The organism is Cypionkella sp. (assembly GCF_034376685.1).
Taxonomy (GTDB): Bacteria; Pseudomonadota; Alphaproteobacteria; order Rhodobacterales; family Rhodobacteraceae; genus Cypionkella.
Map to the genome: position 1 here is coordinate 1 of NZ_JAXMJJ010000076.1, position 26,118 is coordinate 26,118.

Annotated in this window: 24 protein-coding genes; 14 read left to right on the plus strand and 10 right to left on the minus strand. The window is 63.8% G+C overall.

Features of this window, described 5'->3' with window-relative positions; translation table 11 throughout:
• Positions 1-124: 124 nt before the first annotated feature.
• Together U1A24_RS14225 and U1A24_RS14230 are read right to left on the minus strand one after the other, a co-directional pair.
• Positions 125-1,537, minus strand: a complete 1,413-nt coding sequence (locus U1A24_RS14225) for an FAD-binding oxidoreductase (protein WP_322322633.1) — start codon at positions 1,535-1,537, stop codon at positions 125-127.
• A gap of 57 nt (positions 1,538-1,594) precedes the next feature.
• Positions 1,595-2,269, minus strand: a complete 675-nt coding sequence (locus tag U1A24_RS14230) for an arylesterase (protein WP_322322634.1) — start codon at positions 2,267-2,269, stop codon at positions 1,595-1,597.
• On the opposite strand from U1A24_RS14230, the gene U1A24_RS14235 reads away from it, so the two are divergent.
• The 3 genes from U1A24_RS14235 to iolG all read left to right on the plus strand — a co-directional run bounded on the left by U1A24_RS14235 (position 2,268) and on the right by iolG (position 6,680).
• Complete coding sequence (locus tag U1A24_RS14235) at positions 2,268-2,948, plus strand: ABC transporter ATP-binding protein (protein ID WP_322322635.1); 681 nt, start codon at positions 2,268-2,270, stop codon at positions 2,946-2,948. The two genes, U1A24_RS14230 and U1A24_RS14235, sit on opposite strands and share 2 nt — an antisense overlap.
• Positions 2,949-3,000: 52 nt before the next feature.
• Positions 3,001-5,496, plus strand: a complete 2,496-nt coding sequence (locus U1A24_RS14240) for an ABC transporter permease (protein ID WP_322322636.1) — start codon at positions 3,001-3,003, stop codon at positions 5,494-5,496.
• A gap of 182 nt (positions 5,497-5,678) precedes the next feature.
• Positions 5,679-6,680, plus strand: coding sequence for an inositol 2-dehydrogenase (gene iolG, locus U1A24_RS14245; protein WP_322322637.1), 1,002 nt, complete (start codon positions 5,679-5,681; stop codon positions 6,678-6,680).
• Between the two features lie 54 nt (positions 6,681-6,734).
• Here the strand turns inward: iolG and U1A24_RS14250 are convergent, their stop codons facing one another.
• The 3 genes from U1A24_RS14250 to U1A24_RS14260 form a co-directional block, all read right to left on the minus strand.
• Positions 6,735-8,798, minus strand: coding sequence for a caspase family protein (locus U1A24_RS14250; protein WP_322322638.1), 2,064 nt, complete (start codon positions 8,796-8,798; stop codon positions 6,735-6,737).
• A 4-nt stretch (positions 8,799-8,802) separates the two neighbouring features.
• Positions 8,803-9,387 carry a hypothetical protein gene (locus U1A24_RS14255; RefSeq protein ID WP_322322639.1) on the minus strand — a complete coding sequence of 195 codons (585 nt, stop codon included), beginning with the start codon at positions 9,385-9,387 and terminating at the stop codon, positions 8,803-8,805.
• A gap of 112 nt (positions 9,388-9,499) precedes the next feature.
• Positions 9,500-10,912, minus strand: coding sequence for a multicopper oxidase family protein (locus U1A24_RS14260; protein WP_322322640.1), 1,413 nt, complete (start codon positions 10,910-10,912; stop codon positions 9,500-9,502).
• A gap of 428 nt (positions 10,913-11,340) precedes the next feature.
• On the opposite strand from U1A24_RS14260, the gene U1A24_RS14265 reads away from it, so the two are divergent.
• From U1A24_RS14265 to U1A24_RS14275, 3 genes are read left to right on the plus strand one after another with little or no spacing between them, the layout of a single operon-like run.
• Positions 11,341-12,636 carry a trypsin-like peptidase domain-containing protein gene (locus U1A24_RS14265; protein WP_322322641.1) on the plus strand — a complete coding sequence of 432 codons (1,296 nt, stop codon included), beginning with the start codon at positions 11,341-11,343 and terminating at the stop codon, positions 12,634-12,636.
• Positions 12,637-12,661: 25 nt separating this feature from the next.
• Positions 12,662-13,357: a response regulator transcription factor gene (locus U1A24_RS14270; RefSeq protein ID WP_322322642.1), complete on the plus strand. Its 696-nt coding sequence runs from the start codon at positions 12,662-12,664 to the stop codon at positions 13,355-13,357.
• Positions 13,354-14,709 carry a sensor histidine kinase gene (locus U1A24_RS14275; protein ID WP_322322643.1) on the plus strand — a complete coding sequence of 452 codons (1,356 nt, stop codon included), beginning with the start codon at positions 13,354-13,356 and terminating at the stop codon, positions 14,707-14,709. Before U1A24_RS14270 ends, U1A24_RS14275 begins: the two co-directional genes overlap by 4 nt.
• Positions 14,710-14,713: 4 nt before the next feature.
• Here U1A24_RS14275 and U1A24_RS14280 read toward each other — a convergent pair whose 3' ends face one another.
• Positions 14,714-15,133, minus strand: coding sequence for a helix-turn-helix domain-containing protein (locus tag U1A24_RS14280; RefSeq protein WP_322322644.1), 420 nt, complete (start codon positions 15,131-15,133; stop codon positions 14,714-14,716).
• A gap of 69 nt (positions 15,134-15,202) precedes the next feature.
• Between U1A24_RS14280 and U1A24_RS14285 the strand changes: the two genes are divergently transcribed.
• The gene (locus tag U1A24_RS14285) at positions 15,203-15,523 is read left to right on the plus strand and encodes a nuclear transport factor 2 family protein (protein WP_322322645.1); all 321 of its coding nucleotides are present in this window, start codon (positions 15,203-15,205) and stop codon (positions 15,521-15,523) included.
• Positions 15,523-16,305, plus strand: coding sequence for an SDR family oxidoreductase (locus U1A24_RS14290; protein ID WP_322322646.1), 783 nt, complete (start codon positions 15,523-15,525; stop codon positions 16,303-16,305). The genes U1A24_RS14285 and U1A24_RS14290 overlap by 1 nt, the downstream gene beginning before the upstream one ends.
• Positions 16,306-16,450: 145 nt before the next feature.
• On the opposite strand, the gene U1A24_RS14295 is transcribed toward U1A24_RS14290, so the two are convergent.
• A complete protein-coding gene (locus U1A24_RS14295; RefSeq protein ID WP_322322647.1) occupies positions 16,451-17,161 on the minus strand; it encodes a helix-turn-helix transcriptional regulator in 711 nt (236 codons plus the stop codon).
• Between the two features lie 120 nt (positions 17,162-17,281).
• Between U1A24_RS14295 and U1A24_RS14300 the strand changes: the two genes are divergently transcribed.
• Positions 17,282-18,568: an MFS transporter gene (locus U1A24_RS14300; protein ID WP_322322648.1), complete on the plus strand. Its 1,287-nt coding sequence runs from the start codon at positions 17,282-17,284 to the stop codon at positions 18,566-18,568.
• A 120-nt stretch (positions 18,569-18,688) separates the two neighbouring features.
• Here the strand turns inward: U1A24_RS14300 and U1A24_RS14305 are convergent, their stop codons facing one another.
• Complete coding sequence (locus U1A24_RS14305) at positions 18,689-19,717, minus strand: serine protease (RefSeq protein WP_322322649.1); 1,029 nt, start codon at positions 19,715-19,717, stop codon at positions 18,689-18,691.
• Positions 19,717-21,651: a caspase family protein gene (locus tag U1A24_RS14310; protein WP_322322650.1), complete on the minus strand. Its 1,935-nt coding sequence runs from the start codon at positions 21,649-21,651 to the stop codon at positions 19,717-19,719. Before U1A24_RS14310 ends, U1A24_RS14305 begins: the two co-directional genes overlap by 1 nt.
• Positions 21,652-21,780: 129 nt before the next feature.
• Here U1A24_RS14310 and denD point away from each other — a divergent pair, with 129 nt between their 5' ends.
• Entirely contained in the window at positions 21,781-22,737 is a 957-nt protein-coding gene (gene denD, locus U1A24_RS14315; protein WP_322322651.1) for a D-erythronate dehydrogenase, read from the plus strand.
• Positions 22,738-22,888: 151 nt separating this feature from the next.
• On the opposite strand, the gene efp is transcribed toward denD, so the two are convergent.
• On the minus strand, positions 22,889-23,455 hold the full coding sequence (gene efp, locus U1A24_RS14320; RefSeq protein WP_322322652.1) for an elongation factor P: 567 nt from the start codon (positions 23,453-23,455) through the stop codon (positions 22,889-22,891).
• 88 nt (positions 23,456-23,543) lie between these two features.
• Here efp and epmA point away from each other — a divergent pair, with 88 nt between their 5' ends.
• The 4 genes from epmA to U1A24_RS14340 all read left to right on the plus strand — a co-directional run bounded on the left by epmA (position 23,544) and on the right by U1A24_RS14340 (position 26,057).
• Positions 23,544-24,593: an EF-P lysine aminoacylase EpmA gene (gene epmA / locus U1A24_RS14325; RefSeq protein WP_322322653.1), complete on the plus strand. Its 1,050-nt coding sequence runs from the start codon at positions 23,544-23,546 to the stop codon at positions 24,591-24,593.
• Positions 24,594-24,704: 111 nt separating this feature from the next.
• Positions 24,705-25,370, plus strand: a complete 666-nt coding sequence (pgsA, locus tag U1A24_RS14330) for a CDP-diacylglycerol--glycerol-3-phosphate 3-phosphatidyltransferase (RefSeq protein WP_322322654.1) — start codon at positions 24,705-24,707, stop codon at positions 25,368-25,370.
• Positions 25,367-25,615: a molybdopterin converting factor subunit 1 gene (gene moaD / locus U1A24_RS14335; RefSeq protein WP_322322655.1), complete on the plus strand. Its 249-nt coding sequence runs from the start codon at positions 25,367-25,369 to the stop codon at positions 25,613-25,615. The genes pgsA and moaD overlap by 4 nt, the downstream gene beginning before the upstream one ends.
• Position 25,616: 1 nt before the next feature.
• Entirely contained in the window at positions 25,617-26,057 is a 441-nt protein-coding gene (locus U1A24_RS14340) for a molybdenum cofactor biosynthesis protein MoaE (RefSeq protein WP_322322656.1), read from the plus strand.
• The last annotated feature ends 61 nt before the right edge of the window (positions 26,058-26,118 follow it).

A 26,118-nucleotide genomic window follows, 5' to 3' on the forward strand; every position in this document is an offset into this window, starting at 1 on the left:
GCTCTTTTTGAAATACTCCCGCCGGTGGCTCCCGGCGTTCAGCAACGCGCCTTCTCAAACCCCTCCCTCGGCAGCGCCGCCGAGCGGCCCCTCGATGGGGCCCGAGGTGGCCCCACTTTCCAGGTCAAACCGGCGGAATAACCTTGCCCGGATTCATCCGCCCCTCTGGGTCCAGCGCCGCCTTCAAGCTGCGCATCACATCCAGCGCCAGCGGGTCTTTGCGCCGCCGCATCGAGGCCAGTTTCGACAGTCCCACGCCATGCTCAGCCGAGAAACTGCCGCCCAAGGCCTGCACCTCATCCTCCACTGCCTCGACCACTGTGTCATACAGCGCCGCAGAATCGTCCGAGCCGAACACGGTGAAATGGATATTGCCATCGCCCAGATGCGCCACCGAAAGCGTCTCCGCCCCCGGATCAAGGCTGGGAAGGCGCGCATGGATACGCTCAAAGAACACAGCCACCGCATCGACGGGCAGGCAAATATCGGTGTCAATCGCGGGCTGCCGCGCCACGGTGATCTCTGCCGCCAACTCACGCCGCTGCCACATCGCGCGGCGCTGCGCCTCGGATGCTGCAATCTCGGCGTCCAGAACCATCCCCTCGGCCAGCATCTCGCCCAACGTCGTTTCCAGCATCGCGGCCAGCGGCAAAACCCCCTCCGCATCGACCAAAGCATCGGCAGGCCGGGTGCTGCCCAACTCCACCAGAATGTTTACCTCCTGCCGGGGCGCAAACGGCTGGCGAATGTCAGGTCGCGCCTCAGCCAAGCGCCGCATATAGGTTTCTGGCATATATTCAAAGGCTTCCACCAAGCCACCCGACACCACCTGCAAACGGTTCAGCAGCACCAAAGCATCCGGCAACGACCGCGCTGACAAGGTAGCCGTGGCATAGGCGCGGGGCCGTGGCACCAGCTTCATCACCGCCGCCGTGATCACCCCCAACGTCCCCTCCGCGCCGATGAACAGGTTCTTCAGATCATAGCCGGAGTTATCCTTGTGCAACTGGCTCATCAGATTGAGCACGCGGCCATCCGGCAAAACCACCTCCAACCCCAGACACAAAGCCCGGGTCGAGCCATAGCGCAGCACGTTCGAGCCACCCGCATTGGTCGACAGCACGCCGCCGATCATCGCCGACCCCCGCGCGCCGAACCACAGCGGGAAATACAGCCCCTCGGCCTCGGCGGCTTCATGCAGACGGTCCAGCACCACACCCGCCTCAACCACTGCAATCCGCGCGCCAGCCTTGATCTCGCGGATCCGGTTCAACCGCTCCACCGACAGCATCAGCCCACCGGTGGTCATCGCCCCGCCGACCAGCCCGGTGCGCCCCGACACCGGCACCACGGACACGCCATGCTTGGCGGCAATTTGCATCACCAAAGCCACTTCGGCCGTTGATCCGGGACGCACCGCAGCCACCGGATCGGCGGTGTAATGCGTGGTCCAATCGGCGCGATAACGCTCCAGATCGGTGCCAGTGATCACATGGCTTGCTCCAAGGGCGGCGGTCAGGTCGGTCAGAAGGCTCATGCGCGGCTCCGGTATTTTCAGCGCAGTTTCACCGAAGCGAGACCGGGCGCAAGGGGGTTAGGAAGCCACCCGTGCCAGCAGTTCCTGCACCTTCGGCCCCACCGCCTCCAAAATCTTCGCCACCCCCTTGGCATTGGGATGAATACCATCCGCCTGCATATACGCCGGGTCGAGCAGGCGGGTTTGCTGGTTGATCACCGGAAAGAAGAAGTTATCTGCCAACACCGCGCCATATTTCGCCGCCAGATCGGGATACATCGCGTCAAACGCCGTCTTGAAATCCGCGCCATAATTCCCCGGCGCGCGCAACGACACCAACATCACCGGCAGCCCCCGCGCCTTTACCTTGGCCAAAATTGCATCCAGATTGGCGCGACTTGTCCCCGGATCAATGCCGCGCAGCATGTCATTGCCGCCCAGATTGACGATCACCGCATCGACATCAGGGCTCAGCGACCAATCGGTGCGCGACAGCCCGCCCGCCGTGGTATCCCCCGACACCCCGGCGTTCACAATCTTGACGTCAGACCCCTTCGCCGCCAGCCATGCCTGTAATTGAGGCACAAACCCCTGATCGCTGGGCAAACCATAGCCCGCCGTCAGGCTATCCCCCAGCGCCAACACCGTGGTTTCGGCGTAAGCGGGCGAAATCAGCAGAAAAATCGCCGCCGTGACATTGCGAAACGCCGCAAGCGGCGCATATGTCAAGCGAGGCAGCAGGAAGTGAAACATGACTGAACCCGTTCTGGCGTTGCAAGACGCGTGGCTGACCTTGGCCGGCAATGCAGGCAGCGTCGATATCCTCAAGGGCATAACCCTCAGCGTTGCGCGTGGCGAGAGCTTAGGTCTGGTTGGCCCCTCCGGTTCAGGCAAATCTTCGTTACTGATGCTGATGGGGGGGCTGGAGCGGGTCTCCAAAGGCAGTGTTCAGGCTCTGGGGCAGGACATCACGGGCCTTGATGAGGACGGTCTGGCCAAGTTTCGCCGTGGTCGCATGGGGGTGGTGTTTCAATCCTTTCACCTGATCCCCACCATGACCGCGCTGGAAAACGTCGCCCTGCCGATGGAGATTGCCGGGGTCAAAGACGCCTTCCCCCGCGCGAAGGATGAACTCGATGCCGTGGGGCTTGGCGCGCGGATGCAGCATTACCCCGCCCAGCTTTCCGGCGGCGAACAGCAACGCGTCGCCTTGGCGCGTGCCGCCGCCCCGCGTCCGGCGATCCTGCTGGCGGATGAGCCGACCGGCAATCTCGACAGCGTCAACGGTGCCGCGATCATGGAGCTGATCTTCGGTCTGCGCGACCGCCACGGCGCGACTTTGGTGCTGGTCACCCATGCGCCGGAACTGGCCGAGCGGTGCAGCCGCATCGTGCGTTTGGTTGATGGCCGCATTGATGGGGCAGGGGCATGAGGGGCGGTGCGTGTAAACACCCACCCTGCACTCGGCATCTTGGGGAACCGGCATGAGCTTGGCGTGGCGCATCGCGCGGGCTGAACTGCGCGGCGGCTTGCGCGGCTTTTGGGTGTTCCTCGCCTGTCTTGCCTTGGGCGTGGCGGCCATCGCGGGCGTTGGCATGGTGCGATCAGCGATTGAGGCAGGCTTGCAGGATCAGGGCGCAGTCTTGCTTGGCGGCGATGCGCAGGTCGAATTCACCTATCGCTTCGCCACCCCGGAAGAACGCGCGTTTCTGGATCAGATCGCGGTCAAAACCTCCGAGATTGTCGACTTCCGCTCGATGGTGGTGGCGGGTGACGCGCATGTGCTGACGCAAGTGAAAGCGGTGGATGACAACTACCCGCTGCTCGGCGCGGTGCAGCTGGAATCCGGCGATCTGGCCACCGCATTGACGCCCACCGACACCCCCGGCGCGGTGATGGACGGCGTTCTTGCCGACCAGATTGGCCTGCGTATCGGCGACCGTTTCAAGCTCGGATCGCAAGACTTTACCCTGCAAGGTCGGATCCTGCGCGAACCCGACTCTGCCACCGGCGGTTTCGCCCTCGCTCCCCGCACTATCGTAAAAACCCAAGCCTTGGCGCAATCTGGCCTGCTGGAACCCGGCACATTGTTCGATTCCTCCTACCGTCTGCTGCTACCGCTCAACGCCGACCTCGCCGCCCTGCAAGTAGAAGCTGAGGCAAAGTTCCGCGACAGCGGCCTGCGGTGGAGTGATCGCCGCCAAGCCGCCCCCGGCGTGGCGCGCTTTGTCGAACGTATCAGCGCGTTCCTGATCCTCGTCGGTCTCGCGGGCCTCGCCGTCGGCGGTGTCGGCGTCGCCGCCGCCGTGCGATCCTATCTCGAGGTCAAAATCGCCACCATCGCCACCCTGCGCACCTTGGGTGCCACCGGGGGCCTGATCTTCCAGACCTACCTGATCCAGATCGCCGTCCTCGTCGGCTTCGGCGTCGCCCTTGGCCTGATATTGGGCATCGCCGTCCCGCTCGCCCTCGCTGGCCCGATCCAATCCGCCCTGCCTTTCCCCGCTCAAATCGCCCTCTACCCCCGCCCAATCATCGAGGCCGCCTTCTACGGCACCACCTCGGCCTTCCTGTTCGCGCTCTGGCCGCTTGCCCGCAGCGAACAAATCCGCGCGGCGGCGCTTTATCGTGGTGGCCTTGCTGGCGGCTGGCCGCGTGCCCGCTACGCCCTCGCCATGCTGGCATTGGCCGCGCTTCTGGTCGGTGGCGCGGTCTGGCTGTCTGGCACCGCCAATCTGGCCCTCGGCACAGCGGGCGGCGTCATCGGCGCGTTGATCGTGCTGGCGCTGGCGGCTTGGGGCCTTGCGCGTCTCGCCCGCCGCCTCGCGCGCGGCAGCAGATCAGTGGCGATGCGCCTTGCCCTCGCCTCGATTGGTGCGCCCCGCGCTGAAACCATGCAAGTCGTGCTCGCCCTCGGCCTTGGTCTGACCGTTCTGGCGGCGGTCGGCCAGATCGACAGCAACCTGCGCGCCGCGATCAGCCGCGATCTGCCCACCCGCGCGCCCTCGTTCTTCTTCGTCGACATTCAACCCGACCAGATCGACGGCTTCCGTGCCAAACTTGCCGCCAATCCTGCCGTCACCAAAGTCGAATCCGCCCCGATGCTGCGGGGCATCGTCACCAAGATCAACGGTCAGGATGCGCGCAAGGTTGCCGGTGAACACTGGGTGCTCGCAGGCGACCGCGGCATCACCTACGCCGCAACCCAGCCCGCCAACACCAAACTGACCGCAGGCGCGTGGTGGCCCGCCGATTATCAAGGCCCGCCGCAAGTCGCCTTCGCGGCAGAGGAAGCCGAGGAGCTCGGCCTGAAACTTGGCGACCAACTCACCATCAACATCCTTGGCCGCGACATCACCGCGACGATCGCCAGCCTGCGCGTGGTCGATTTCTCCAACGCCGGGATGGGCTTTGTGATGACGCTGGACCCCGCCGCCGTTGCAGGGGCCCCGCATACCGAAATCGCCACGGTTTACGCCGATCCGGGGGCCGAGGCCGCCATCCTGCGCGAAATCGCCACCGCCTATCCCAATATCACCGCGATCAGCGTCAAAGCCGCGATTGGCCGCGTGACCGAAGCGCTCACCGCCATCGCCCAAGCCACCACCATCGCCGCAATGGCCACCCTGCTGACCGGCTTTGTCGTGCTGATCGGGGCCGCTGCCTCGGGCGAACGCGCCCGTGTCTACGAGGCCGCCGTGCTGAAAGTCCTCGGTGCCTCCCGCGCCCGCATCCTGCTCAGCTTTGCCCTACGCGCCGCATTGATGGGGGCCGCCGCTGGCATCGTCGCAATCATCGCGGGTGGCATCGCCGGATGGGCGGTGATGTATTTCGTCATGGACAGCCCCTACAGCTTCGAGCCCGCCTCAGCGCTCAGCATCGTTCTAGGTGGAATCGGTGCGACCCTGCTCGCCAGCCTGATCTTCGTGCTGCGCCCGCTTGCCACCCGCCCGGCACAGGTGTTGCGCGCGCAGGAATGATCCGTGTGGAATATATGTTCCATAGCACGCGCCATTTCCTGCCGAATTCTGCCGAGATTTGCTGCTGCTTGCTGGCTTATCGGCAAAATCAGATTGATCTTGGCTGCGAATGGAATATCAGTTCCGCAAACGCAAACCCGCCGGACCACCCGTAGCTGGGGCTGCCGCATGAGGAGGACGACATGACAGTGAAATTCGGGCTTTTGGGCGCTGGCCGCATCGGCAAAGTCCACGCCAAAGCCGTCACCGGCGATGCAGGCGCGCAGCTCGTCGCGGTGGCAGATGCCTTCCCGGCTGCGGCGCAGGCGATTGCCGATCAATATGGCTGCGAAGTCCGCTCCATCGACGCGATTCTGACGTCAAAAGACATCGACGCCGTGGTGATCTGCACGCCCACCGACACCCATGCCGACCTGATCGAGCAATTCGTCAAAGCCGGCAAAGCGGTGTTCTGCGAAAAGCCGATTGACCTGTCGCTCGCCCGCGTCAAAGCCTGCCTTGAGGTGGTGCGCGCCCATAAAGGCACGCTGATGGTCGGCTTCAACCGCCGGTTTGACCCGCATTTCAAAGCTGTGCGCGCCGAGATCGACAAAGGCACCATTGGCACCCCGGAAATGGTGGTGATCACCTCGCGCGATCCCGGTGCACCGCCAGTTGACTATATCAAACGCTCGGGCGGTATCTTCCGCGATATGACGATCCATGATTTCGACATGGCGCGCTTCCTGTTGGGTGAAGAAATCACCGAAATCGTCGCCACCGCCGCCGTTCTGGTTGATCCGGCGATTGGCGTGGCTGGCGATTTTGACTCTGTTCAGGTGATGCTGAAAACCAAATCTGGCCGTCAGGCGATGATCTCGAATTCGCGCCGGGCCACCTATGGCTATGACCAGCGCATCGAAGTGCATGGCTCACTCGGAGCCGTCAGCGCTGAAAACCAGCGCCCGGTCTCAATCGAAGTCGCCACCGCCGCAGGCTACACCCGCCCGCCGCTGCACGATTTCTTCATGACCCGCTACACCGAAGCCTATGCCGCCGAAATCGCGACCTTCATCGCGGCGCTGGCGGGCAAGGGCAAGGCTGAACCCTCAGGCGAAGATGGTCTGATCGCTCTGGCCTTGGCCGATGCCGCCGTGAAATCCGTGGCCGAGGGCCGCGTGGTGAAAATGTCGGAAATTCTGTAACCTCCACCAATCAAAACAATGCGCGGCAGGGGAAACTCTGCCGCGCTTTGCATTTCACATTGGCCCAAATACTCCCGCCAACCCCGTGCGCAGTTCCAACGCGATCATCCCCGGCGCCGGGCCTTCGGTATCATCCTCCAGCGCCGTCGCACTCCGGGTGGTCTGACCGAACCCGGCCTCGCTCAATGCCACCGAAAGGCTTGAGCCACCAAGGCTGCGGGTGGTGTCCAGCGCGTCTTGCGCGAGGAAACTCAGATCCTCGACAGGCGATTGCGGCAGGGCAGGGGTCATCACCACGATCATCCGCTCATCGCCCAACACATCCGCACCGATCTTGAACAGGCCTTTCTTCAGCACATCCCCCGGCTGCAAGCGGCCCGAGAACCAATGGCTGATCGCATAGTCGGCGGCGATATAAAGCACATTGATGTCAACAGGTTGATCCATATTGTTGCGTGCCAGAATATGCACCTGATCATCCGGCACCAAGCGCGGCACTTCCGCCGCCTTTGCCACCTGCAGGCTGCTCTTGTCCTTGCCGGTTAGCAGCTCGACCTCCACATTCAGACTGCCCGATCCCACCGCCGCGCCCAGTTTTTGCAGGTTGATCGCGCGGGCCATCGTGGTCAGCGTATCGGCCAAAACCTCCCCCAACTCTGCCGCATCCTTGTCAGCGGTCGATACCGAAGGCGTGGTGGCAAAATCCGCCAGCAGCCCCGTGCTGGGCAGTACCCAGATCGCATCCGGCCTTGGGCTGTCCATGATCACCGCCAACCGCAGATCAGCTTCCTCGCCCGCCGCGACATAGGCTAGCCGAGGGCCAGAGGCCGCCTGCAACGCCGTCAATGCCGCCTCCAGCGCGGGCGCGGTTCCAGCCTTCGGCAGCGCCACCGTCAACGTGAAATCCACATCAGTGCCGATCTTGCGCAGCAAAAATCCTTTCGGCAATTCTGCGGGCAGCACTTTGTCAACCGCCACGCCCTTCGCCGAAAATGTCTCGACAGCCGTAAGTTTCAAAAACCCCAAGGCCGCCGCATCCGCATCGGTCGCCTTAGCCATCACCGCCAACACCGCGCCCTCGGCCAGCCCATGTAAAGACCCAGCGGGAATCGAAAACCCTGTGCCTTCAACCACCCCCGTCCACTGCGCCACCCGGTCTTGCGCCTGCCCAGAAAACGCCACCCGGTCCAGATCGCCCTCAAACATCGGCGTGGTCGTGGCCAGCCTTTTGGTGGCGTAAGACCGCAGCACCTCTTGCCCGATCTGGCCGTAACTCGCCCCCGGATTCTGCGCCAGCACCTCGAACAACGTGTAGGTGAACACCCCCTGCGGCACCCGCCCCGGTTTGCCCTTCGGCAGGTTCTTTTCGGGTGTCACCTCGTTGGTTTGCGCTGCAAAAAACGCCACGAAACTGCCCATGCCGGGCTGTGATCCTTCATCGAACGGCGCTTCCGCCGCAGGCAAAGCCCGCGTTGACACCTGCATCAACTCCGCCGGAATCCCCAAAGCATCGGGCGACAATTCGCGCAGCCGCACGTCGTCTTCCTCCACCCCGCGCGTCACCGTGCCGGAATGGCAGCTGTCAAACACCGCCCAGACATCCGCCCCTTTGGCGCGCAGCCCGTCGATCATGCTGCCTATCTCATCATCGACCAACGCGTTCTGCACCGTGCCAATCTCATCCTGCCACGGGCCGATATCCGAGGGCAGGAAGGTCTCATCCAGCCCGTCCAACTCGGTCTCGGGGTTCAGCGCGGGCGATTGCGAGCCGTGGCCCGAGAAATGCAGATAGACGAAATCCCCCGGTTGCACCCGCGCCGTCAGATCCGCCACCGCGGCTCGGATCGCGGCCAAAGTCGGGGCCTGCGCGCCGTCGATGCCATCGGCCAGCACGATCACGCCGCTGGGCTTGAACGGCACCGGGCTGGCGGTGGTAAGGTAAGTCTGCACCAGCCGCACATCATTGGCAGGCCCCCGCAGCCAGTATTTGGGGTTAAGGTTCTGATACTCCGCCGCCCCGATCAGCAGCGCGTAATTCTCGCGGGCCAGTGCCGGAAATGCCGCCAGCCCCAGACCGATTGCCACAATCCCCGCGCGCAGTTTTGCTTTCAATGTCATGGCATCAGTTCGTCATCAGCGCATAGCCCGTGTCTTGCGGGCCCGCGTTTTCTATCTGCATCACCACATCTCCCCCACCCGCTGCCATCCAGCCGCAATAAGCAATCGGGCTGGGATCGGTATCAGCACAAACCAACCGACCATCGCCGTCAAATACTTGCAGATTCATATCGGTCTCAGCCTGCGCTTCGACATAAACCTCGGCATAATCCCCCGCCGCAAAGCCGATGCCGGTGAATTTATCCCCCCCACCACTGGCCAGCGCGCCAATCCGGTACATCGGCCCTGCGGCGACGCCCTTGCGCGTCTCCGCCCGCACATCGCCGATCAGCCCCAGCAGCGCATCGTCGCCTGCAGCCATCTCTTCCGCCCGCGCCAGCATCGCCTCCCAGCCGAGCGGCGCTTGCCCCTCACCGCGAAACGCCAGCGGCTTGCGCAGCTTCGCCGCCGCAATCAACAACAGCGGATCACCCGCCTCCAGCCCCGCCGCATAAAGCTGCGCCGAAAGCTCAGCGGTTTTCACCCCTGAAAGCGGGGCTGCCAGCGCAGGCAGCGCGCAACACATCAGCAAAAGCGACAGGCGCAGCATGGCAAAACCTTGGGCTAAGCACGGCGCAAGCGGGCCGTCTCACGCAAAGATGCGGTGCGGCGTAGCCCCTGTAAAGTTGAGAAATCGTGGTGACAGCATTTGTCATCCGGGCTCAAGTCACCCGCACTTCCGTCATCATCCCCGTCGCCATATGGTAAAGATGGTGGCAATGCAGGAACCAACTGCCGGGCTTGTCCAGATCCACCGCCACCGTCACCATGCCGCCCGGCGGCACCACCACCACATCGCGACGCGGCCCGCTAAACCGCCCCATCCCGACATCCACCACCTGAAAATGATGCCCGTGCAGATGCATCGGATGCATCATCATGCCGGTGTTCATGAACATCAGCTCCAACCGCTCGCCCAATTTGGCTGCAATCGGCGTATCCTCACCATGCACGCGGCCGTTGATGGTAAAGCGATAGCCCGCCTCTTCGCCCAACATCAGATGCGCCATCTGGCCCGCACGCTCTGGTAGCGCCTCTACCGCCCGCAGCCCGGCGTCAAACTCCGTGTCCAGATGCGGGGCCTCGATCTCGGCCATATCGCTCAGCCGCGCCACCTGTGCCCCCGCCGTCGCCAGCACAATCCCGGTGCGCATCCGCGCCGCCTCGACCTGCGCAAAGATCGGAAACGCCCCGCCCTCCGCCGGGATCGTCACCACCAGATCCAGCCGTTGCCCCTGCGCCATCGGATAGGCTTTGGCGGCCAAGGGCGCGCAAGCGCTGCCATCCACCGCAATCGCCACCGACTGCAACACCCCCGGATCAATCCAGAACGCCGTCGCCGTGCCGCCGTTGATCACCCGCAACCGCACCCGAGCACCCGCCTCGACCTGCACCACCTCGGGATCGGCCAGCGTGCGGTCATTGGCAAGGAACGCATCATATTTCACGTCATTGGCATGGACCATGCCGGCCATATCCATCCCCGCCATAGCGCCGCCCGCGTGATCCATGCCCGCCATGTCGCCCGCCGCAGCGCCATGCGCATGCATGTCCGATCCGCCCAAACCCGCCAAAATCTCCTCCGGCGCGGTAAAGCTGAAATCATGCAGCATGATCACATGCTCTTGAATATCCTCAGCATCTGCCTCTCGGCAGATCATCGGCGCTGCCATCAGCAGCTGTTCGCTTAATTGATGGGAATGCATCCAATGCGTGCCGGGGGTCAGTTCAAAATCCACCTGATCCACCGCGCCCGCAGCCAGCTCCCCGCCCCCGGTATAAGACCGATCCTGCCCCTCCGCCGCCATCACCTGACCATGCCAATGCGTGATGATTCCGGTGTCGGTGTCATTCTGCACCCCCAGGCGAAACCGCTCCCCGGCGCGACCATGAAAGCCCGAGCGCCCGTCAGGCCCGGTCATGCCGTAAACCGTCGCCGCCCGCCCCAGCACCTCGATCTGCCGGGTGGCGATGCGCATCTCCGCCGCCTGCGCCCAAGCCGGAACGGCCATCCCAGCCAAGGGCAAGGCTGCGGCAGAGGCCAGAAAACGGCGACGTGTCGGGCGGATCAGCATCGGCAAAACTCCTTTATTTGCCCAAAGCATAGCCCGGAACCCAGCCACGCGCCTTGTGGAAAATGTCGCAGCCCCAGTCACAACTTCGCGCGTCACATCTTCGCGCGCGGCATCTTCACCGGCCCCCAACCGCGCGGGAGGCCCTCATTCGATCCGCAGGCAATGCCGAAGCGTCTCTTGCGCCCATAAGCCGCCTTGCCCCATCGCAGGATGCCCAAAATACCCCTCCATGCCGCGCGCGCCCACCCATCCAGCGCTCCTCCCCTCTTAACCCATCCTCTGCGCCCAAATATCCCGGGGGTGAGTCCGCAAGGGCGAGGGGGCTGGCCCCCTTCATCGCCCCCCCCCCGCCCAATGACAGCCTTTGTCACGGGCACCGCATCCCCAGTCACGCTAACCTCACCCCAAGACATAACCCGAGGATATCCATGCCCGTTTCCCTCCCCAGCCTCAGCCGCGCCCTCGTCGCAGCCCTCCTGCTCGTCACCCCCGCCCAAGCCACCCAAACACACTCCGCCGATGCCCCGATGTTGGAAACCGCGATGGCATCGGTGTTCACCGTCCACAGCGCCGATGCCGAAGACCGCTTCCTCGGTTCAGCCTTCCTGTGGGGCGATGGCGCGGTCGCCGTCAGCAACGCCCATGTTGTGGGCCAAGCCGGCGAAGTCCGCCTGACCGACGCCGCGGGCCACCAACAAATCGGCCAGATCATCGCCTCTGACGCCAGCCGCGATGTGGCGGTGATCGCGGTGAAGCCGGGGCAGGGCGGTCTGGTCCCCGCTGCAACCCCACCGCAACTCGGGGCAGAGGTCTGGGCGCTGGGTGCCCCGCTCGACATCGAATTCACCGTCACAGCAGGCCGCATCTCGGCGTTGGACCGCCAAACCGATCCCGCCACCCCGATCCGAATGATCCAGCACGACGCCGCCCTCAACCCCGGCTCCTCTGGCGGTCCGCTGATCGACAGCACAGGCGCGCTGGTCGGCATGAACGCCCAGATCGCCGACGGCAGCCGCATGTTCGTCGGCATCGCCTACGCCATCCCGGCCACCGACCTCAGCCGCATCGTGCAAGGCCTGATCGACGAAACCCTACAGCCGATCCCGAAACTCGGCCTCACCGCCCGCCCCGTCAGCCGCCAACTGGCCGAGACGCTGAACATCGCCGCCACCGGCCTGCTGGTCGATGCCGTAACCCCCGCCAGCCTTGCCGAACGGGCGGGTCTGCACCCCGGCGATGTCATCCTTGCCGTCAACGCCGCTCCCCTCACCACCCCCGGCGACCTCGCCTTCGCACTCGAGTCCTCTCAAAGCCAAAACCGCTTCGACCTCACCATCCTGCGCGCAGGCTCCGTGCTGATCCTGATGGCCGATCTTGCCGCCGCCGACTCCCCCCTCACCCTGCGCGACCTCGCATCCCCGCAACGCCGCACCGAATACACCCTGCAAGACCTCGGCCTGACCCTGACCGACACCGAAATCACCGCCATCACCCCGAACTCCCCCGCCCTCGCCGCAGGCCTCACCGCCACCGAGATTCTCCTGCAAATCGACGGCCAACCTGCCGCCAGCCACCTCAGCCAAAGCTTCACCCGCCCCATCCTCCTGCTGATCCAAGGCACAACTGGCACCCGCCACGTCCTGATCGACCCTTGGGCCACCACCAAGACGCTGCATCCCGTCGGCGGCGCGAATGTGCTTGACCGCGACGTGGTGGTGTTCTGACATCTGCCAAAGCGAAGGAACCGCCATGCCCACCGCAACCGACCGCATCCTGATCATCGAGGATGATCCCGAAACCGCAGCAGCCATCGCCGCAGAGGTCCGCGCCCTCGGCTGCACCGCCACCATCGCGGCCACCTTGCCCGAGGGCATCGCCCTCTCCGCCGAAGACTTCCGCGTCATCGTGCTGGATCGGATGCTGCCCGGCGGCGACGGGGTCGAGGCCATCGCCAAAATGCGCAGCAGTGGCGCGCAAGCGATGATCCTCGTGCTCTCTGCCTTGGGTCGCGCCGCCAACCGCGTCGAGGGGCTGGAGAAAGGTGCCGACGATTACCTCCCGAAACCCTTCGAGCCGGAAGAACTCCGCGCCCGTCTGCGCGCCCTGTTGCGCCGCGCCACCATGCAGGGCCAAGACAATGACCTGCTGGTGTTTGGCGAATTGGAAATCCGCATGAAAGCCCGCACCGTCCACATCAACCGCGCGCATGTGGCTGTTTCGCCAAAGGAATTTGAACTGATCACCTATTTTGCCCAGAACGCGGGTCAAATCGTCACCCGGATGCAGCTACTGGAAAACGTCTGGCACCTGCATTTCGACCCCGGCACCAATGTGGTCGATGTCCACGTCGGCCGCCTGCGCCGCAAGCTGGAGGAAGCCGGATCGCAAGCCATCCAGACCGCCCGCGGCGAAGGCTATATCTTCGCCCCGCTTCCGTCCCCATGATCGCCCGTTCCACCCTGAAACTGGCCGCCACCATGGCCCTTGCGATCAGCATCCTGTCGCTGCTGGCGATGGGCCTGCAATACCGCCTTGTAGAATCCCGACTGACCGAGGCCACAAAGGCCGCCCTCAGCGCCGATCTCGCGGGCTATTCTGCACTTTACCAACAACGCCGCATCATCGCGCTGCGCCAAGCCATCGACTTTCGCAGCGCCAGTGCCACCGACGAGTTGCTGCTGCTGCAAGACCGTAACCAAAAGCGTTTGGCGGGCACTGAAACCGTCTGGCCGCAGGCGATCACCCCGCGCGACCCCACCGCCAGCTATGCCGATTTCTCCAGCGATGCCGCGCAACGCTTCACCCATCAGGGCCGCGACTGGCTGGGCGTCGCGCGCATCCTGCCGGGTGATTTTTCGCTGCTGGTCGCACGCTCCCTGACCCCGGTGGACGCTACCCTTGCCAGCTTGCGCAAAGGCATGGCCGCGCTCAGCCTGATCCTTCTCGCCGCAGGCGCGCTGATCGGCACCTTGGCGGCCAAATCCGTGATGACCCGCATCACCCGCCTCAACGGCCTTGCCGATCAGGTCGCCACAGGCGATCTCACCGCCCGCCTCCCCGGTCCACGCAGCCCGGATGAATTTGGCCTGCTCGAAACCCATGTCCACGCCATGCTCGACCGCATCGAAAACCTCAACCGCGCCACGCACCGCCTGTCCGACACCATCGCGCATGAGTTGCGCACCCCGCTCAACCGCATGATGCAAAAACTGGCGCAGATCGAAGGCCAACCCGCCCTCGCCGCCGATCTGCGGGCCGAGATGCGCAACGCCATCCGCGTCTTCGACTCGCTCCTCGATATCTCCCGCGCCGAGGCCGATCAGGGCAGCGGCGGCGGCCTGCTTCCGGTCGATCTGTCCGCCGTGATAGCCGAGGTTTGGGATCTTTACGAACCCCTCGCCGAAGACAAAGGCCTGCGCTGCACCCTGCAAACCACGCCCGATCTGCACATCCTGGGCGACCGCAACCTGATCGCGCAAATGCTCGCCAACCTGATCGACAACGCCATCAAATACTGCGCCCCCGGTGACAGCCTCAGCCTCACCCTGCAAACCACCCCAGACCACCACCGTCTAACCCTCACCGACACCGGCCCCGGCCTCCCCCCCGACCTGCGCGACGCCGCATTCGAGCGCTTCACCCGCGCCCCCCGCGACAAGGATCGCGGCATCCAAGGTCACGGATTGGGCCTCGCCCTCGTCCGCGCCATCGCCGCACGGCACGGTGCGAAACTGACGCTGCCAGAGGTCGCGCAGGGGCTGACAGTGGAGCTGCTGTGGCCAAAGCTGACCACCTAACCCCTTAACGCGGAACGAAATGTTCCAGCCCTAAACTCACCTCACCCGGCGCATTACCCGCCCATTGCAACAAGGCATCCAGCGCCGGGCACAACGATTGCCCCCACGCCGTCAGGCCATATTCCACCTTCGGCGGCACCTGATGATGCACCAACCGGGTGACAATGCCGTCCGTCTCCATCTGTCGCAACTGCTGGATCAGCATCTTCTGCGAGATCGACGGGATCGCCCGCTCCAGCTCGGAAAACCGCAGCAGCTTGCCGCCGAACAACTGGAACAGGATCACCAGCTTCCAGCGGCCTTCCAACATCCGAATAACGCTTTCGACCCCCACCGCCGCCGACAGCGCGTCAGGCGATTTGGTCGTGCTATCCGATAGCTTACCTTCAGGTAAGTACCCTACTTTTTCGTGTGTTCTTTCCATAATCGACAGCTAATGCGATAACGCTTTCATTGCAACAACCGCGTCACCTGTGACGCAAAGGATGCCAAAATGATCGCACTCCCCCCCGCCCTTGTCACCTATTTTGCCGCCCTCTCCGACACCACGCGGCACTCGTTTGACACCTGCTTTGCCCCCAATGCCATCGTGCAGGATGAGGCCAAAACCCATCGCGGCCTTGCCGAAATCAAGGCTTGGCACATCGCCGCAAATGCGCCCGTGAACGAAACCCTCCCGTTGTCTTTGCGCGAAGACGCAGGCCGCACCATCGTCACAGCCAAGGTCTCCGGCGGCTTCAAAGGCAGCCCGCTGACGCTCGATTTCAGCTTTGCGATGAACGCTGGCCTGATCACAGAATTGGAGATCAACTGATGTCGGGATGGATTGATCTGACAGGCCAAAGGGCCTTGGTGACGGGCGGCAGCAAAGGCGTAGGCCAAGCGGTTGTTGCCGCCTTGCGCGCAGCCGGGGCCAAAGTGATGACCAGCGCGCGTACCCGGCCCGATGATTTGCCCGCAGATGTGGCGTTCTGCGCCGCCGATCTGATCACCGCCGAGGGCTGCGCGCACCTGGCCAAAACCGCGCTGCAAACCTTGGGCGGCGTCGATATTCTGGTGAACGTGGTGGGTGGCTCTGCCGCACCGGGCGGCGGTTTTGGCGTGCTGACCGATGATCTATGGTCGCGCGAAATCAACCAGAACCTGATGGCGGCGGTGCGGTTGGACCGGGCTTTGGTCCCCGGCATGGTCGAACGCGGCGCGGGCGTGGTGATCCACGTTACCTCGATCCAACACCAACTGCCGCTGCCCGAATCGACCATCGCCTATGCCGCAGCCAAAGGCGCGCTGGCGACCTACAGCAAGGCGCTGTCGAAAGAGGTCACCCCCAAAGGCGTCCGCGTCGTCCGCGTCTCACCCGGTTGGGTCGAAACCGAAGCCTCGGTGGCACTGGCCGAGCGTTTGGCCGATCAGGCGGGCACCGATTATGCGGGCGGCAAGAAGATCATCATGGACAGTCTGGGGGGCATTCCGCTGGGTCGCCCTGCCAAGCCGCAGGAGGTCGCCGATCTGATCGCCTTTCTGGTGTCGCCCCGCGCGGCGTCGATCACCGGCACGGAATACGTTATTGATGGCGGCACCGTGCCCACGGTCTGACACTCCTAAGGTTTCGCCCGAAGCCTAGAGCGCCGACGAGTAAAATCGTGGTTAATCAAAGTTTAAAAAATTTCCAAGATCCAGATAACAAACAACTTTCGCGCGGTCCCAACTCGGGACCGCGCGAATGCCACGGATTGACCGATCACCCCACCCGCACCGCCATCACCACGCCAAAAGCCTGCTTCAACCCGATATGCCCCTTCTGGGTGATCTCCAGCGCCCGACTGTCAGCCCTGCGCCGCACCCATCCCTGATCCAGCGCATGGCTGCAAATCGCCGCCCCCAACACCCCAGCCAGATGCGGGCGCCGCTCGCTCCAATCCAGACAGGGCCTACACACCGCACGGGTCAGCCGCGTGCCCTGCTGCGGCGCATAGATCCCCAAGGCCTGCATCCGAAGCCGCCCGCTTTCGGTCAGCACGCCCGCCTCACCCTCGATTTCGATAAACCCGCCCGCCTGCAAAGCCGTCGTGATCCCGACCCCCAACTGCCCCGCCAGATGATCATAGCACGTCCGCGCCGCCCGCAACGCCGCATCCTTCGGCCCGATCCGCCGCAGCGGCCGCGCCAGCACCACCCCACCCGCGACCTGCATGATGCTTTCAATCATCCGCGCCACCTCGGGGCTGGCAACCCGGTGATAGCGGTGCCGCCCCTGCTTTTCCGCGACGATCAGCCCCACCTCGGCCAGCCGCGCCAGATGCCCGCTGGCGGTCTGTGGGCTGATCGCGGCCACTCCGGCCAGTTCCGTCGCGGTCAGCGCCCGGCCATCCATCAAGGCCGAAAGCATCGCCGCGCGGGCAGGTTCCCCCACCGCCGCTGCAACTTCGGCAATCCTGTTTGATGTCGCCATGTGACCCTCCTGCTTGGCCCAAGCTTAGCCGATCGCGCCGCGGAATACTTCGGTCCATCCCGAAGCATCCCACCCGGCTTTGCCGCCATAAGCAAGCCAGATCCCTTGGAAAGTTCCCACATGCCCCTCACATCTTCGCCCGCCACATCTTCCTCCGCGCAGCCGCGATTCTTTGGCTGGAATGTCGTCGCCGCGACCTTCATCCTGGCCAGCTTTGGCTGGGGTGTGGGCTTCTATGGCCCGCCGATTTTCCTCTATGCCGTGGTCGCCCGCACGGGTTGGCCAGTGGAAATGGTCTCGGCGGCGGTGACGCTGCATTTCTTGACGGGCGCGGTGGTGGTGGCCAATCTGCCCAGGCTTTACCGCCGCTTGGGTGTGCCACAAGTCACCTTTCTCGGCGCGGTTTTACTGGCCATAGGCACCTTCGGTTGGGCGGTTGTTGCGCAGCCTTGGCAAGTGTTTGCCGCCGCCTGCGCCAGTGGCGCGGGCTGGGTAGCGATGGGGGCCGCAGCCGTCAACGCCTTGATTGCACCGTGGTTTGTGCAGCGCCGCCCCGCAGCCCTTGGCATGGCCTATAATGGCGCGAGCCTTGGCGGCGTGATTTTTTCACCGCTCTGGATCACCCTGATCGCTGCGGTCGGCTTTGCGGGTGCTGCATTGGCCGTGGGCAGCGTCATGCTGGTGGTGGTGGGCGCACTCTCGCTGCTGGTCTTCGCGCGCACGCCTCACAGCATGGGCCAATCGCCGGACGGACATACCAGCCTCGCCGTCGCGCGCAAGATCAGCCCCGCCGCCCCACTGGGTGCGCAGTCGCTGTGGCGGAACCGGCGGTTTCTTACCCTCGCCGCCGGGATGATGCTGGGCCTTTTCGCGCAGATCGGCTTGCTGGCGCATCTGTTTTCGCTGCTGGTCCCGGTGATGGGAGAAGCTGCGGCAGGCCTTGCGATGGGGGCAGCCACATTGGCCGCGATTGCCGGACGCTCGGCTGTGGGCTGGCTGATGCCTGCCACGGCAGACCGCCGCCTTGTCGCTTGCCTCAGCTATGGCGTGCAACTGCTGGGCTCGCTGTTGTTCATCCTTGCAGCGGGGCAAACTGGCCCGTGGCTCGTGTTGGGGATCGCGCTGTTCGGCCTGGGGATCGGCAATGCAACCTCGCTGCCGCCGCTGATTGCGCAGACCGAGTTTGCGCCCGAAGACACCGCACGGGTGGTGCCGCTGATCGTGGCGATCGGTCAGGCGGGCTATGCCTTTGCCCCGGTAAGCTTCGGTCTGCTGCGCAGCGAAAGCGTCGCGGATTTCCTCGGCGCGACGGCGGGCAGCGCCGCCTTGTTCGGCTTGGCCGCTGTCATCCAACTGGCGGCAATCATCTGCTTTCTTGCAGGACGGCGGCAAGCTTTGCCCACCTGAAGCGGGTTCAAATCGGTACACAGCGCAGGCTGCATGGTTAACCAATCGTGAATGGCTGGGGTCTAACCCATTGATAAGGCGTCTTGCAGCCCTCTGTCCACACGCGGACAGAGGACATGCTCACGGATTGGAGCTGATCACCTGATCCAGCCAAGGCACAAATTTCGCTGTCTTCGTATAGGCCGAAAACAGCGCCTTCTCCTCACAACCCTCGCCCGATTTCGCCGTCAGACCCCAGCTGACAATCCCGGCCTGAATATAGCTTCCATCAGTCAACGGCACCACCAACGGCCCGCCGCTGTCGCCCGAACAGGCGGTCTTGCCACCCTCGAACGTGCCCGAACACAGCATATTCTCGCTCATCGGCGGCGGGGCGCGGCCGACCAACTCATCCCAGATCTGATAGGCATCCTCATCGCGCAAACTCAGCACCCCCGCCGCATATCCAAACCCCTCCGCCGCCGCCTCGGTCCGCGCGGCCATCAGGGATTGATTGCACAGCCCGCGGTCCAGCATCTGAATCTCGGTCTCATGCAGCGCCTCGGGATGCCCGCCACCCTCGACCAGCCCCCAGCCCGTCACCACCGTCACCACGCCGGGCTGATCCAATTCATCGCCAAACGCGGCGTCAGGCACCTGAATAAGCTGGTGCGGCAAGCGCGGCGCACGGGCGAGTTTCAACAGCGCGATGTCAAAATCAAATCCGGTGCCGACGTAATCGGGATGCCGGAACACCGCCTCCACCGCGATCACCTCGCCCTTGCCCGCCGCAATGATATTGCTGCCCAGCATCACCGAGAAATCCCGCGGGTTCAAATCCCCCCAGTTGCCCTGCGCGTCCTGCATGTGCACGCAATGGGCCGCCGTCAGCACCCATTCCTTCATCACCAAAGAGCCGCCACAAAACTGCGCGTCTGGCCCAACGGGGGCACCACCGACCAGCAGGGCCACCTGCCACGGCCAAGCCCCATTGGCTGAGATCTTGCCGCCCAGCACCTTGCCGCCCGTCGCGGCTTTTGCACCGTAAGCGGCCTTCTCACCACTTTTCGCCCACTCAAAGGCCGACGGCGGGGTTTGTTTGAAATCGGGTTTCACCTCGGCCAGCGCCGGGGTGGCGAGGGCCAGCAAGGCGAGTGCGGCTGCTTTCATCATTCGTCTCCCTGAGGTGCGGGGCGGATCCGCACGGTTCGGCGGATCATCATCAATGGCGCGGGTTTGGCGGAAAAACTGCGGGTGGTGTTGTCGGGGTTGAGGCGGTTGGAAAACCAATCGCCCGCGCCGCGTGTTGTGGTGGGATCGGCAAGGGTTGTCAGATCGACCCGTGCGGCACCCGGTTCGACGGGGACGGCGAGCACGAGGATATCTTCGTCGACGGGCGGTGAGTTTGCGTCAATCTGTAAGCCCGCTTTGCCGCTTTCTCCGGTGGCGAGGCGGTTGGACAGGGCTTGGCTGGGCCAAAGCGGCGTGATGCTGAAATCAGCGTTGAAATAGAGGATTGAGACGTCAAGATCGCGACCGGATTGGTTTTGAAAGCTGAGCCAAAGCTGATCGCAGGGTTGCACGGTATTGGCTGGATCGATGGGCTCGGCGGGGCCGGGGGTGGTGCAATCGGGCGCGGGCTTACGCTGCCAGTCAAGTTGCAGCGCGGCCTGCACGGTCAAACTGCGTCCGGCGACGGAGGCGAACAGGCGGCGCAGGCGCAGGCTGTGGGCGGCCTGAGCCAAGGCGCGATCAACGGCGTCGGTGGGAGTCTCGCCGTCATGCAGGGGGATCCGCGGGGTGGAGCCGGGGCCTGTGGGGTCAAGCTGACCGTCGGGGCCCGCGAGGGCGATGCGACCTTCGGTCAGAATCGGGGTCAGGTCGGGGGCGGTTTGGGTTGTGTAGGGGGCGAGGGCGGCGATCCACGGGGCGTAGTCGACGGGATCGTCAGGGTCGGCAAGCTGGGGGGTGGCGAGGCGCAGGGGAAGCGGGGCTGCGGGTTGGTCAAGCTCGGCCCAAGCCGAGGCGGGGGCGTCTGGGGGCAGGGTGCTGCTGCGGGGCGCAACTTTGGTCAGGGTCAGTTGCATCAGGGCCGCACCACCTTCGGGGGTGGCATATACCGAGAGTTCATCGCCGGGGTTCAGGCCTTGCAGCAGTCCTGCCTTGAGGCTGCGATCCTGCACCAGAAAGCGGTGCGGGGCAGCGGTACCGAACAGGTTCTGGTCGAGCATCGGGCCTTCGCCAGCGGGCATCTGTGCGGTGGTGCCTTGCTGCATAGTGGCGGCGGTCGCGGCGAGCACTTGGGACCATGGGGCTTCGGGGCTGCTGCGCAGAACTTCGGTAAGTTGGCGGGTGAAGGCGCCTTGCCAGAGGCCGCTGTCTCCGACGGGGTATTCAAACGAGCGTTGGTCGGATTGCGAGGAGTAGAGGAACACGAAATCACCGCTGAGCGGTGGGGCTGGTGAGGCGGGAGCCGAGGCGGTGCTGTCGGGGATATCAAGATCCTGCGGACTGAGGCCTCGGGCCACGCCCGCGCTGTTTGGCAGGTTGCGAAAGCCGGTGTCGGAATGGCAGGCGTCGATCAGGCCCACCAGCTTGACGCCACGCGAAAGCAGCGGCTGCGCCCAAGCCTGGAGTTCATCATCAAGCAGGGCGTTTTCAACTGCGCCCACCGCACCTTTCCAGCCTGTGGCATCGGCGGGCAGTAGCATCTCATCATAGCCGCCGCCCTCGTCGCCGCTAGTGTCGGGGGCCTGCGCGCCGTGGCCGGAGAAATAGAACACCAATGTGTCGCCGGGTTGGGCGCGCTGCGCCATGCCGGCCAGCGCCTTGAGGATTTCGGCTTTGGTTGGGGCGGCGGTGGTCACGCCTGCGGGCAGGTCGGTGGGAGCAGAGGTGAGAACCGTGATTTCCTGTGCGGGAATGCCGCGGGCGACCAATACCTCTGCCATCAGGCGCACGTCATTGGCGGGGCCTTTCAGGTCTGCATCCAGCGTCAGATAATCGCTGACCCCGGCCAGAACGGCGCGCAATTCGGCTTGGGCTGGGAGCGACAGCGCGGCCAGCAGGACGGCAAAAATGGCTGATCGAAATATCTGCAACATGGCGGCAGAATAGCCGGGTTGCGGCATCCGGCAAGCGATCTTGCGCGGGTGACGGGGGGTGTCATTTTTCGGATGGGGCTTTGAGGGCAAGGCGGGCCGTGCTTTGGTGTGGACAAACGGGAGGGTTTGATGCGGGTTTTGATCACGGGGGCAGCGGGGATGATTGGCCGCAAGCTGGCGGCGGCTTTGCTGGCACGCGGAGCGCTGCAAGGTCAGCAGATCAGCCAGCTGATTTTGCACGATATTGTGGCAGCAGAGGTGGAGGCGCCGCATATCGCGCTGGAGGGGGATTTGTCGGGGCCGGGGGTGGCGGCTGGGCTGATCGCACACAGGCCGGAGGTGATTTTTCATCTGGCGGGCGTGGTGTCGGGCGAGGCAGAGGCGAATTTCGATCTGGGCTACCGGGTGAATGTCGACGGCACACGGGCGTTGTTTGAGGCGATCCGGGCGGCGGGTTATGCGCCTCGGGTGGTTTATGCCTCGACCACCGCTGTTTTTGGCGGGCCGTTCCCAGAGGAGATTCCCGATGATTTTGCGCCGACGCCACACTCGTCTTACGGCGTGCAAAAGCTGATTGGCGAGGCGCTGTTGTCGGATTATGCGCGACGCGGGTTCTTTGACGGTATTGGTCTGCGGCTGCCGACAATTTGCGTGCGGCCCGGAAAGGCCAATCGGGCGGCGTCGAGTTTCTTTTCGGGCATCATCCGCGAGCCGCTGAATGGCTTGCCCGCCGATCTGCCTGTGGCGCGGGATTGGCTGCACACAATGGCGAGCCCACGTGCGGCGGTGGGGTTCTTCCTGCATGCCGCAGAGTTGGATCTGGCGGCGGTGGGGCCGAGGCGAAATCTGACGCTGCCGGGGGTGGCGGTGACGGTGGGAGAGCAGATTGAGGCTTTGACGCGGGCGGCGGGGGCGGAGGTGGCGGGCTTGATCCGCGATGTGCCGGACCCTGCGGTGTGGGCGATTGTGCAAAGTTGGCCACGTCGGTTTGCGGCGACGCGCGCGCGGGCTTTGGGGTTTCAGGCGGAGGAGAGTTTTGATCAGATATTGCAGGCGTATGTCGAGGAGGATTTGCATCGGGTTTGAGGGGTAAACCGCCGGGGGTTTCACCCCCCCGGACCCCCGTGGGATATTTGCGCCAATGTGAAAGCAAATTTTAGGCAAATTGTTTGGAGTTTCGACATAAAAAAGCCCGCCGCGCGGGAATGCGGGCGGGCTTTTGTCGCTGGCAGGGAAGTTAGTCCTGCACGCGACCGTAGTAGGAGTAATCCTCGGTATTGATCACAATTTTCGCGCCGGGGCCGATATGCGGCGGAACCATCACGCGCACGCCATTGGTGCAGATCGCGGGTTTGTAGGACGACGAGGCGGTTTGGCCTTTGACCACCGGTTCGGTCTCGGCGATTTCGACATTGACGCGCTGCGGCAGTTCCAGCGCGATGGCAACGCCGTCGTAGGTTTTGAGATAGACTTTGAGACCGTCTGTCAGGAACGGCTTGTCGTCGCCGACCACGTCGGGATGCACGGCAAACTGCTCGTAGGTGGTGGGTTCCATGAAGTGAAAGCCTTCGGCGTCTTCATAGAGAAAGTCATATTCGCGGTCATCGACATTGGCCTTTTCCACCATCTCGGTGGTGCGCCAGCGTTCGGCCACCTTCACACCATCCGAGATGCGGCGCATGTCGACAGAGGTGGTGGGTGTGCCTTTGCCGGGGTGGAAATTTTCGGCTTTCAGCACGGCGTAAAGTTTGCCGTCCATCTCGACGACATTGCCTTTGCGCAAAGAGGAGGCGATGACTTTCACGGGGTGGTTCCTTGTTCTTGGGTGGCCCCAAGGGTAAGGGGGGCCGCATATCGGGCTGGCTTTAGCCTATTGGCAAGGAAATCTCCAGATGAAAGCCGAAAATATGGATCAGCCGTGGTGGAGCCCTGCGCGACATGCGGATCGGCGGGGGGGTTTGCTGGCGCGCAACCGGATTCAAGCTGCGCTGCGGCAGTGGTTGGCGGAGCGGGAGTTTGTTGAGGTCGATCCCTCGGCACTGGCCTATTCGCCCGGCAACGAGGCACATCTGCACGGGTTCATGACCGAGGCCATTGGCAATGACGGCGTGGGGCGGGCGATGTATCTGCACACCTCGCCTGAATTCGCGATGAAGAAGTTGCTGGCTGCGGGGGAGCGGCGGATTGCGGCTTTCGCGCATGTTTGGCGCAACCGCGAGCGGGGGGCCTTACACAGCCCCGAGTTTACCATGTTGGAGTGGTATCGGGTCGGTGAGGGCTACGAGGTGCTGATGGCGGATGTCGTGGCCTTCTGTCGGATTGCGGCGGGGATTGGCGGCGGGGTCTTGCGGTTTCGCGACCGGCTTTGCGATCCATTTGCCGAGCCGAAGCGATTGTCGGTGGCTGAGGCGTTTCAGCGCTATGCGGGGGTGGATCTGTTGGCCTCGATCGGGCCAGATGGTGAGCCTGTGGCGGACGTGCTGGCCGCCGAATTGGCGCGGGTGGGGCTGCGGGTGGCGGCGGATGACACTTGGTCGGATATGCTTTCCCGCGTGTTGGGCGAATTGGTCGAGCCACATCTGGGCATCGGGCGGATCACGATTCTGGACGAATACCCCAGCGCCGAGGCGGCTTTGGCGCGCAAACATCCGGGGGATGCGCGGGTGGCCGAGCGGTTTGAGGTGTATGCCTGCGGGGTTGAACTGGCCAATGGCTTTGGCGAATTGACCAACCCGGAGGAGCAGCGCCGCCGCTTTGGGTTGGAGATGGATGAGAAGGCGCGGGTTTACGGGGAACGCTATCCTGTGGACGAGGATTTTCTGGCCGCCCTTGCCATCATGCCTGCGGCCTCAGGCATCGCGATGGGGTTTGACCGGGTGGTGATGCTGGCAACCGGGGCTTCGCGCATTGACGATGTGATCTGGGCTCCGGTTCCAGAGTAATCCCGCACCGAAGCGCGTGACACATTATTCGGCGGATTGGCGCTTTCGCATTAGCATCCTGTCGGATTTGCCGCTTCCCACCGGGGGCCGATTTGGTCTACCACTTCGGCTATGAAATGGTCCATTCCAAACACCCTCACCGTTCTGCGCTTGCTGGCTGCTCCGGGCGTGGCGCTGATGTTCCTGTATTTCCAGCGGCCTTGGGCGGACTGGTTTGCGCTGACACTTTTTGTCGGGGCAGCGATAACCGACTGGTTTGATGGCTATCTTGCCCGGTTGTGGAAGCAGGAAAGCAAGTTCGGCACCATGCTGGACCCGATTGCCGACAAGGCGATGGTGGTGATCGCGATCATGGTTTTGACGGGCTATTCCGGGATGAACCCTTGGCTGATCCTACCCGCCACGGTGATCTTGTTTCGCGAAGTCTTCGTCTCGGGCCTGCGCGAGTTTCTGGGGGCCAAGGCGGGCTTGCTGAAGGTCACGAAGTTGGCAAAGTGGAAAACCACGGCGCAGATGGTGGCGATTGCTGTTCTGTTTCTGGGCACCGGCTTGGAATACCTCAATGGCGTGGCGATGCACGGCATGACCCCTGAGCAATATACCGATGCTGTCGGGCAGGGGCTGGCGGACCCGATCCGCGCCTGCGGCAAACGCGATTGTGCCTCGGTGGCGGGCGATGTCGGGCTGGTGCTGATGTGGATTGCGGCTGTGCTGACGGCGATCACCGGGCTGGACTATTTCCGAAAAGCGCTACCGTTCCTGCGGGAAGATAAATGATTGACCTGCTGTATTTCGCTTGGGTGCGCGAGCGCGTGGGTGCCCCCCGCGAACGGCTTGAGACACAGGCTGCCACGGTGATGGAGTTGATTGCCGAGTTGAAGCAGCGCGAGGAACGCTATGCGTGGGCGTTTGGCGATCTGACCTCGCTGCGGGTGGCGGTGGATCAGGAATTGGCTTCCTTTGAGGCACCGCTGGCTGGCGTGCGCGAAGTTGCGTTCTTTCCGCCGATGACGGGCGGCTGAGATGCAGGTTTCGGTTCAATCCGAGCCGTTTGATCTGGGCGTTTTGACAAGCGCCTTTGCGGCGCGAGTTGCGGGAGCCGGCGCGGTGGTGACCTTTACCGGATTGGTGCGCGACAATGACGGCCAGCTTGCCGCGATGGAGATCGAGCATTATCCGGGCATGACCGAAAAGGCGATCACTGCGATGGTCGATCAGGCGACGGCCCGCTGGTCTCTGGCTGACGCTTTGGTGGTGCATCGCTATGGGCGGCTGGCGGGCGGTGAGGCTATCATGATGGTCGCGACCGCCTCGCGCCATCGGGCCGATGCGTTTGCGGCAGCCGAGTTCCTGATGGATTATCTGAAATCCCGCGCACCGTTCTGGAAGAAAGAACTGTCAGCGGACGGGTCCGCATGGGTTGCGGCACGGGAAGAGGACGAGACTGCGCTGAAGCGGTGGTAATCTGACGGGGCGGTATTTTCCCGCCTTGCCCAGCCAATGCGCCGAGTGTCGGGCGGTGTCT

Excerpts from the sequence above, each read along its gene's own strand:
- U1A24_RS14310 (WP_322322650.1), bottom strand. The coding sequence starts at position 21,651 with ATGTTGCAGATATTTCGATCAGCCATTTTTGCCGTCCTGCTGGCCGCG.
- U1A24_RS14280 (WP_322322644.1), bottom strand. The coding sequence starts at position 15,133 with ATGGAAAGAACACACGAAAAAGTAGGGTACTTACCTGAAGGTAAGCTA.
- U1A24_RS14225 (WP_322322633.1), bottom strand. The coding sequence starts at position 1,537 with ATGAGCCTTCTGACCGACCTGACCGCCGCCCTTGGAGCAAGCCATGTG.
- moaD (WP_322322655.1), top strand. The coding sequence starts at position 25,367 with ATGATTGACCTGCTGTATTTCGCTTGGGTGCGCGAGCGCGTGGGTGCC.
- U1A24_RS14305 (WP_322322649.1), bottom strand. The coding sequence starts at position 19,717 with ATGAAAGCAGCCGCACTCGCCTTGCTGGCCCTCGCCACCCCGGCGCTG.
- U1A24_RS14265 (WP_322322641.1), top strand. The coding sequence starts at position 11,341 with ATGCCCGTTTCCCTCCCCAGCCTCAGCCGCGCCCTCGTCGCAGCCCTC.
- U1A24_RS14270 (WP_322322642.1), top strand. The coding sequence starts at position 12,662 with ATGCCCACCGCAACCGACCGCATCCTGATCATCGAGGATGATCCCGAA.
- U1A24_RS14275 (WP_322322643.1), top strand. The coding sequence starts at position 13,354 with ATGATCGCCCGTTCCACCCTGAAACTGGCCGCCACCATGGCCCTTGCG.
- U1A24_RS14340 (WP_322322656.1), top strand. The coding sequence starts at position 25,617 with ATGCAGGTTTCGGTTCAATCCGAGCCGTTTGATCTGGGCGTTTTGACA.
- U1A24_RS14230 (WP_322322634.1), bottom strand. The coding sequence starts at position 2,269 with ATGTTTCACTTCCTGCTGCCTCGCTTGACATATGCGCCGCTTGCGGCG.
- U1A24_RS14235 (WP_322322635.1), top strand. The coding sequence starts at position 2,268 with ATGACTGAACCCGTTCTGGCGTTGCAAGACGCGTGGCTGACCTTGGCC.
- iolG (WP_322322637.1), top strand. The coding sequence starts at position 5,679 with ATGACAGTGAAATTCGGGCTTTTGGGCGCTGGCCGCATCGGCAAAGTC.
- U1A24_RS14290 (WP_322322646.1), top strand. The coding sequence starts at position 15,523 with ATGTCGGGATGGATTGATCTGACAGGCCAAAGGGCCTTGGTGACGGGC.
- epmA (WP_322322653.1), top strand. The coding sequence starts at position 23,544 with ATGAAAGCCGAAAATATGGATCAGCCGTGGTGGAGCCCTGCGCGACAT.
- U1A24_RS14295 (WP_322322647.1), bottom strand. The coding sequence starts at position 17,161 with ATGGCGACATCAAACAGGATTGCCGAAGTTGCAGCGGCGGTGGGGGAA.
- U1A24_RS14260 (WP_322322640.1), bottom strand. The coding sequence starts at position 10,912 with ATGCTGATCCGCCCGACACGTCGCCGTTTTCTGGCCTCTGCCGCAGCC.
- U1A24_RS14255 (WP_322322639.1), bottom strand. The coding sequence starts at position 9,387 with ATGCTGCGCCTGTCGCTTTTGCTGATGTGTTGCGCGCTGCCTGCGCTG.
- denD (WP_322322651.1), top strand. The coding sequence starts at position 21,781 with ATGCGGGTTTTGATCACGGGGGCAGCGGGGATGATTGGCCGCAAGCTG.
- pgsA (WP_322322654.1), top strand. The coding sequence starts at position 24,705 with ATGAAATGGTCCATTCCAAACACCCTCACCGTTCTGCGCTTGCTGGCT.
- U1A24_RS14250 (WP_322322638.1), bottom strand. The coding sequence starts at position 8,798 with ATGACATTGAAAGCAAAACTGCGCGCGGGGATTGTGGCAATCGGTCTG.
- U1A24_RS14240 (WP_322322636.1), top strand. The coding sequence starts at position 3,001 with ATGAGCTTGGCGTGGCGCATCGCGCGGGCTGAACTGCGCGGCGGCTTG.
- U1A24_RS14285 (WP_322322645.1), top strand. The coding sequence starts at position 15,203 with ATGATCGCACTCCCCCCCGCCCTTGTCACCTATTTTGCCGCCCTCTCC.
- U1A24_RS14300 (WP_322322648.1), top strand. The coding sequence starts at position 17,282 with ATGCCCCTCACATCTTCGCCCGCCACATCTTCCTCCGCGCAGCCGCGA.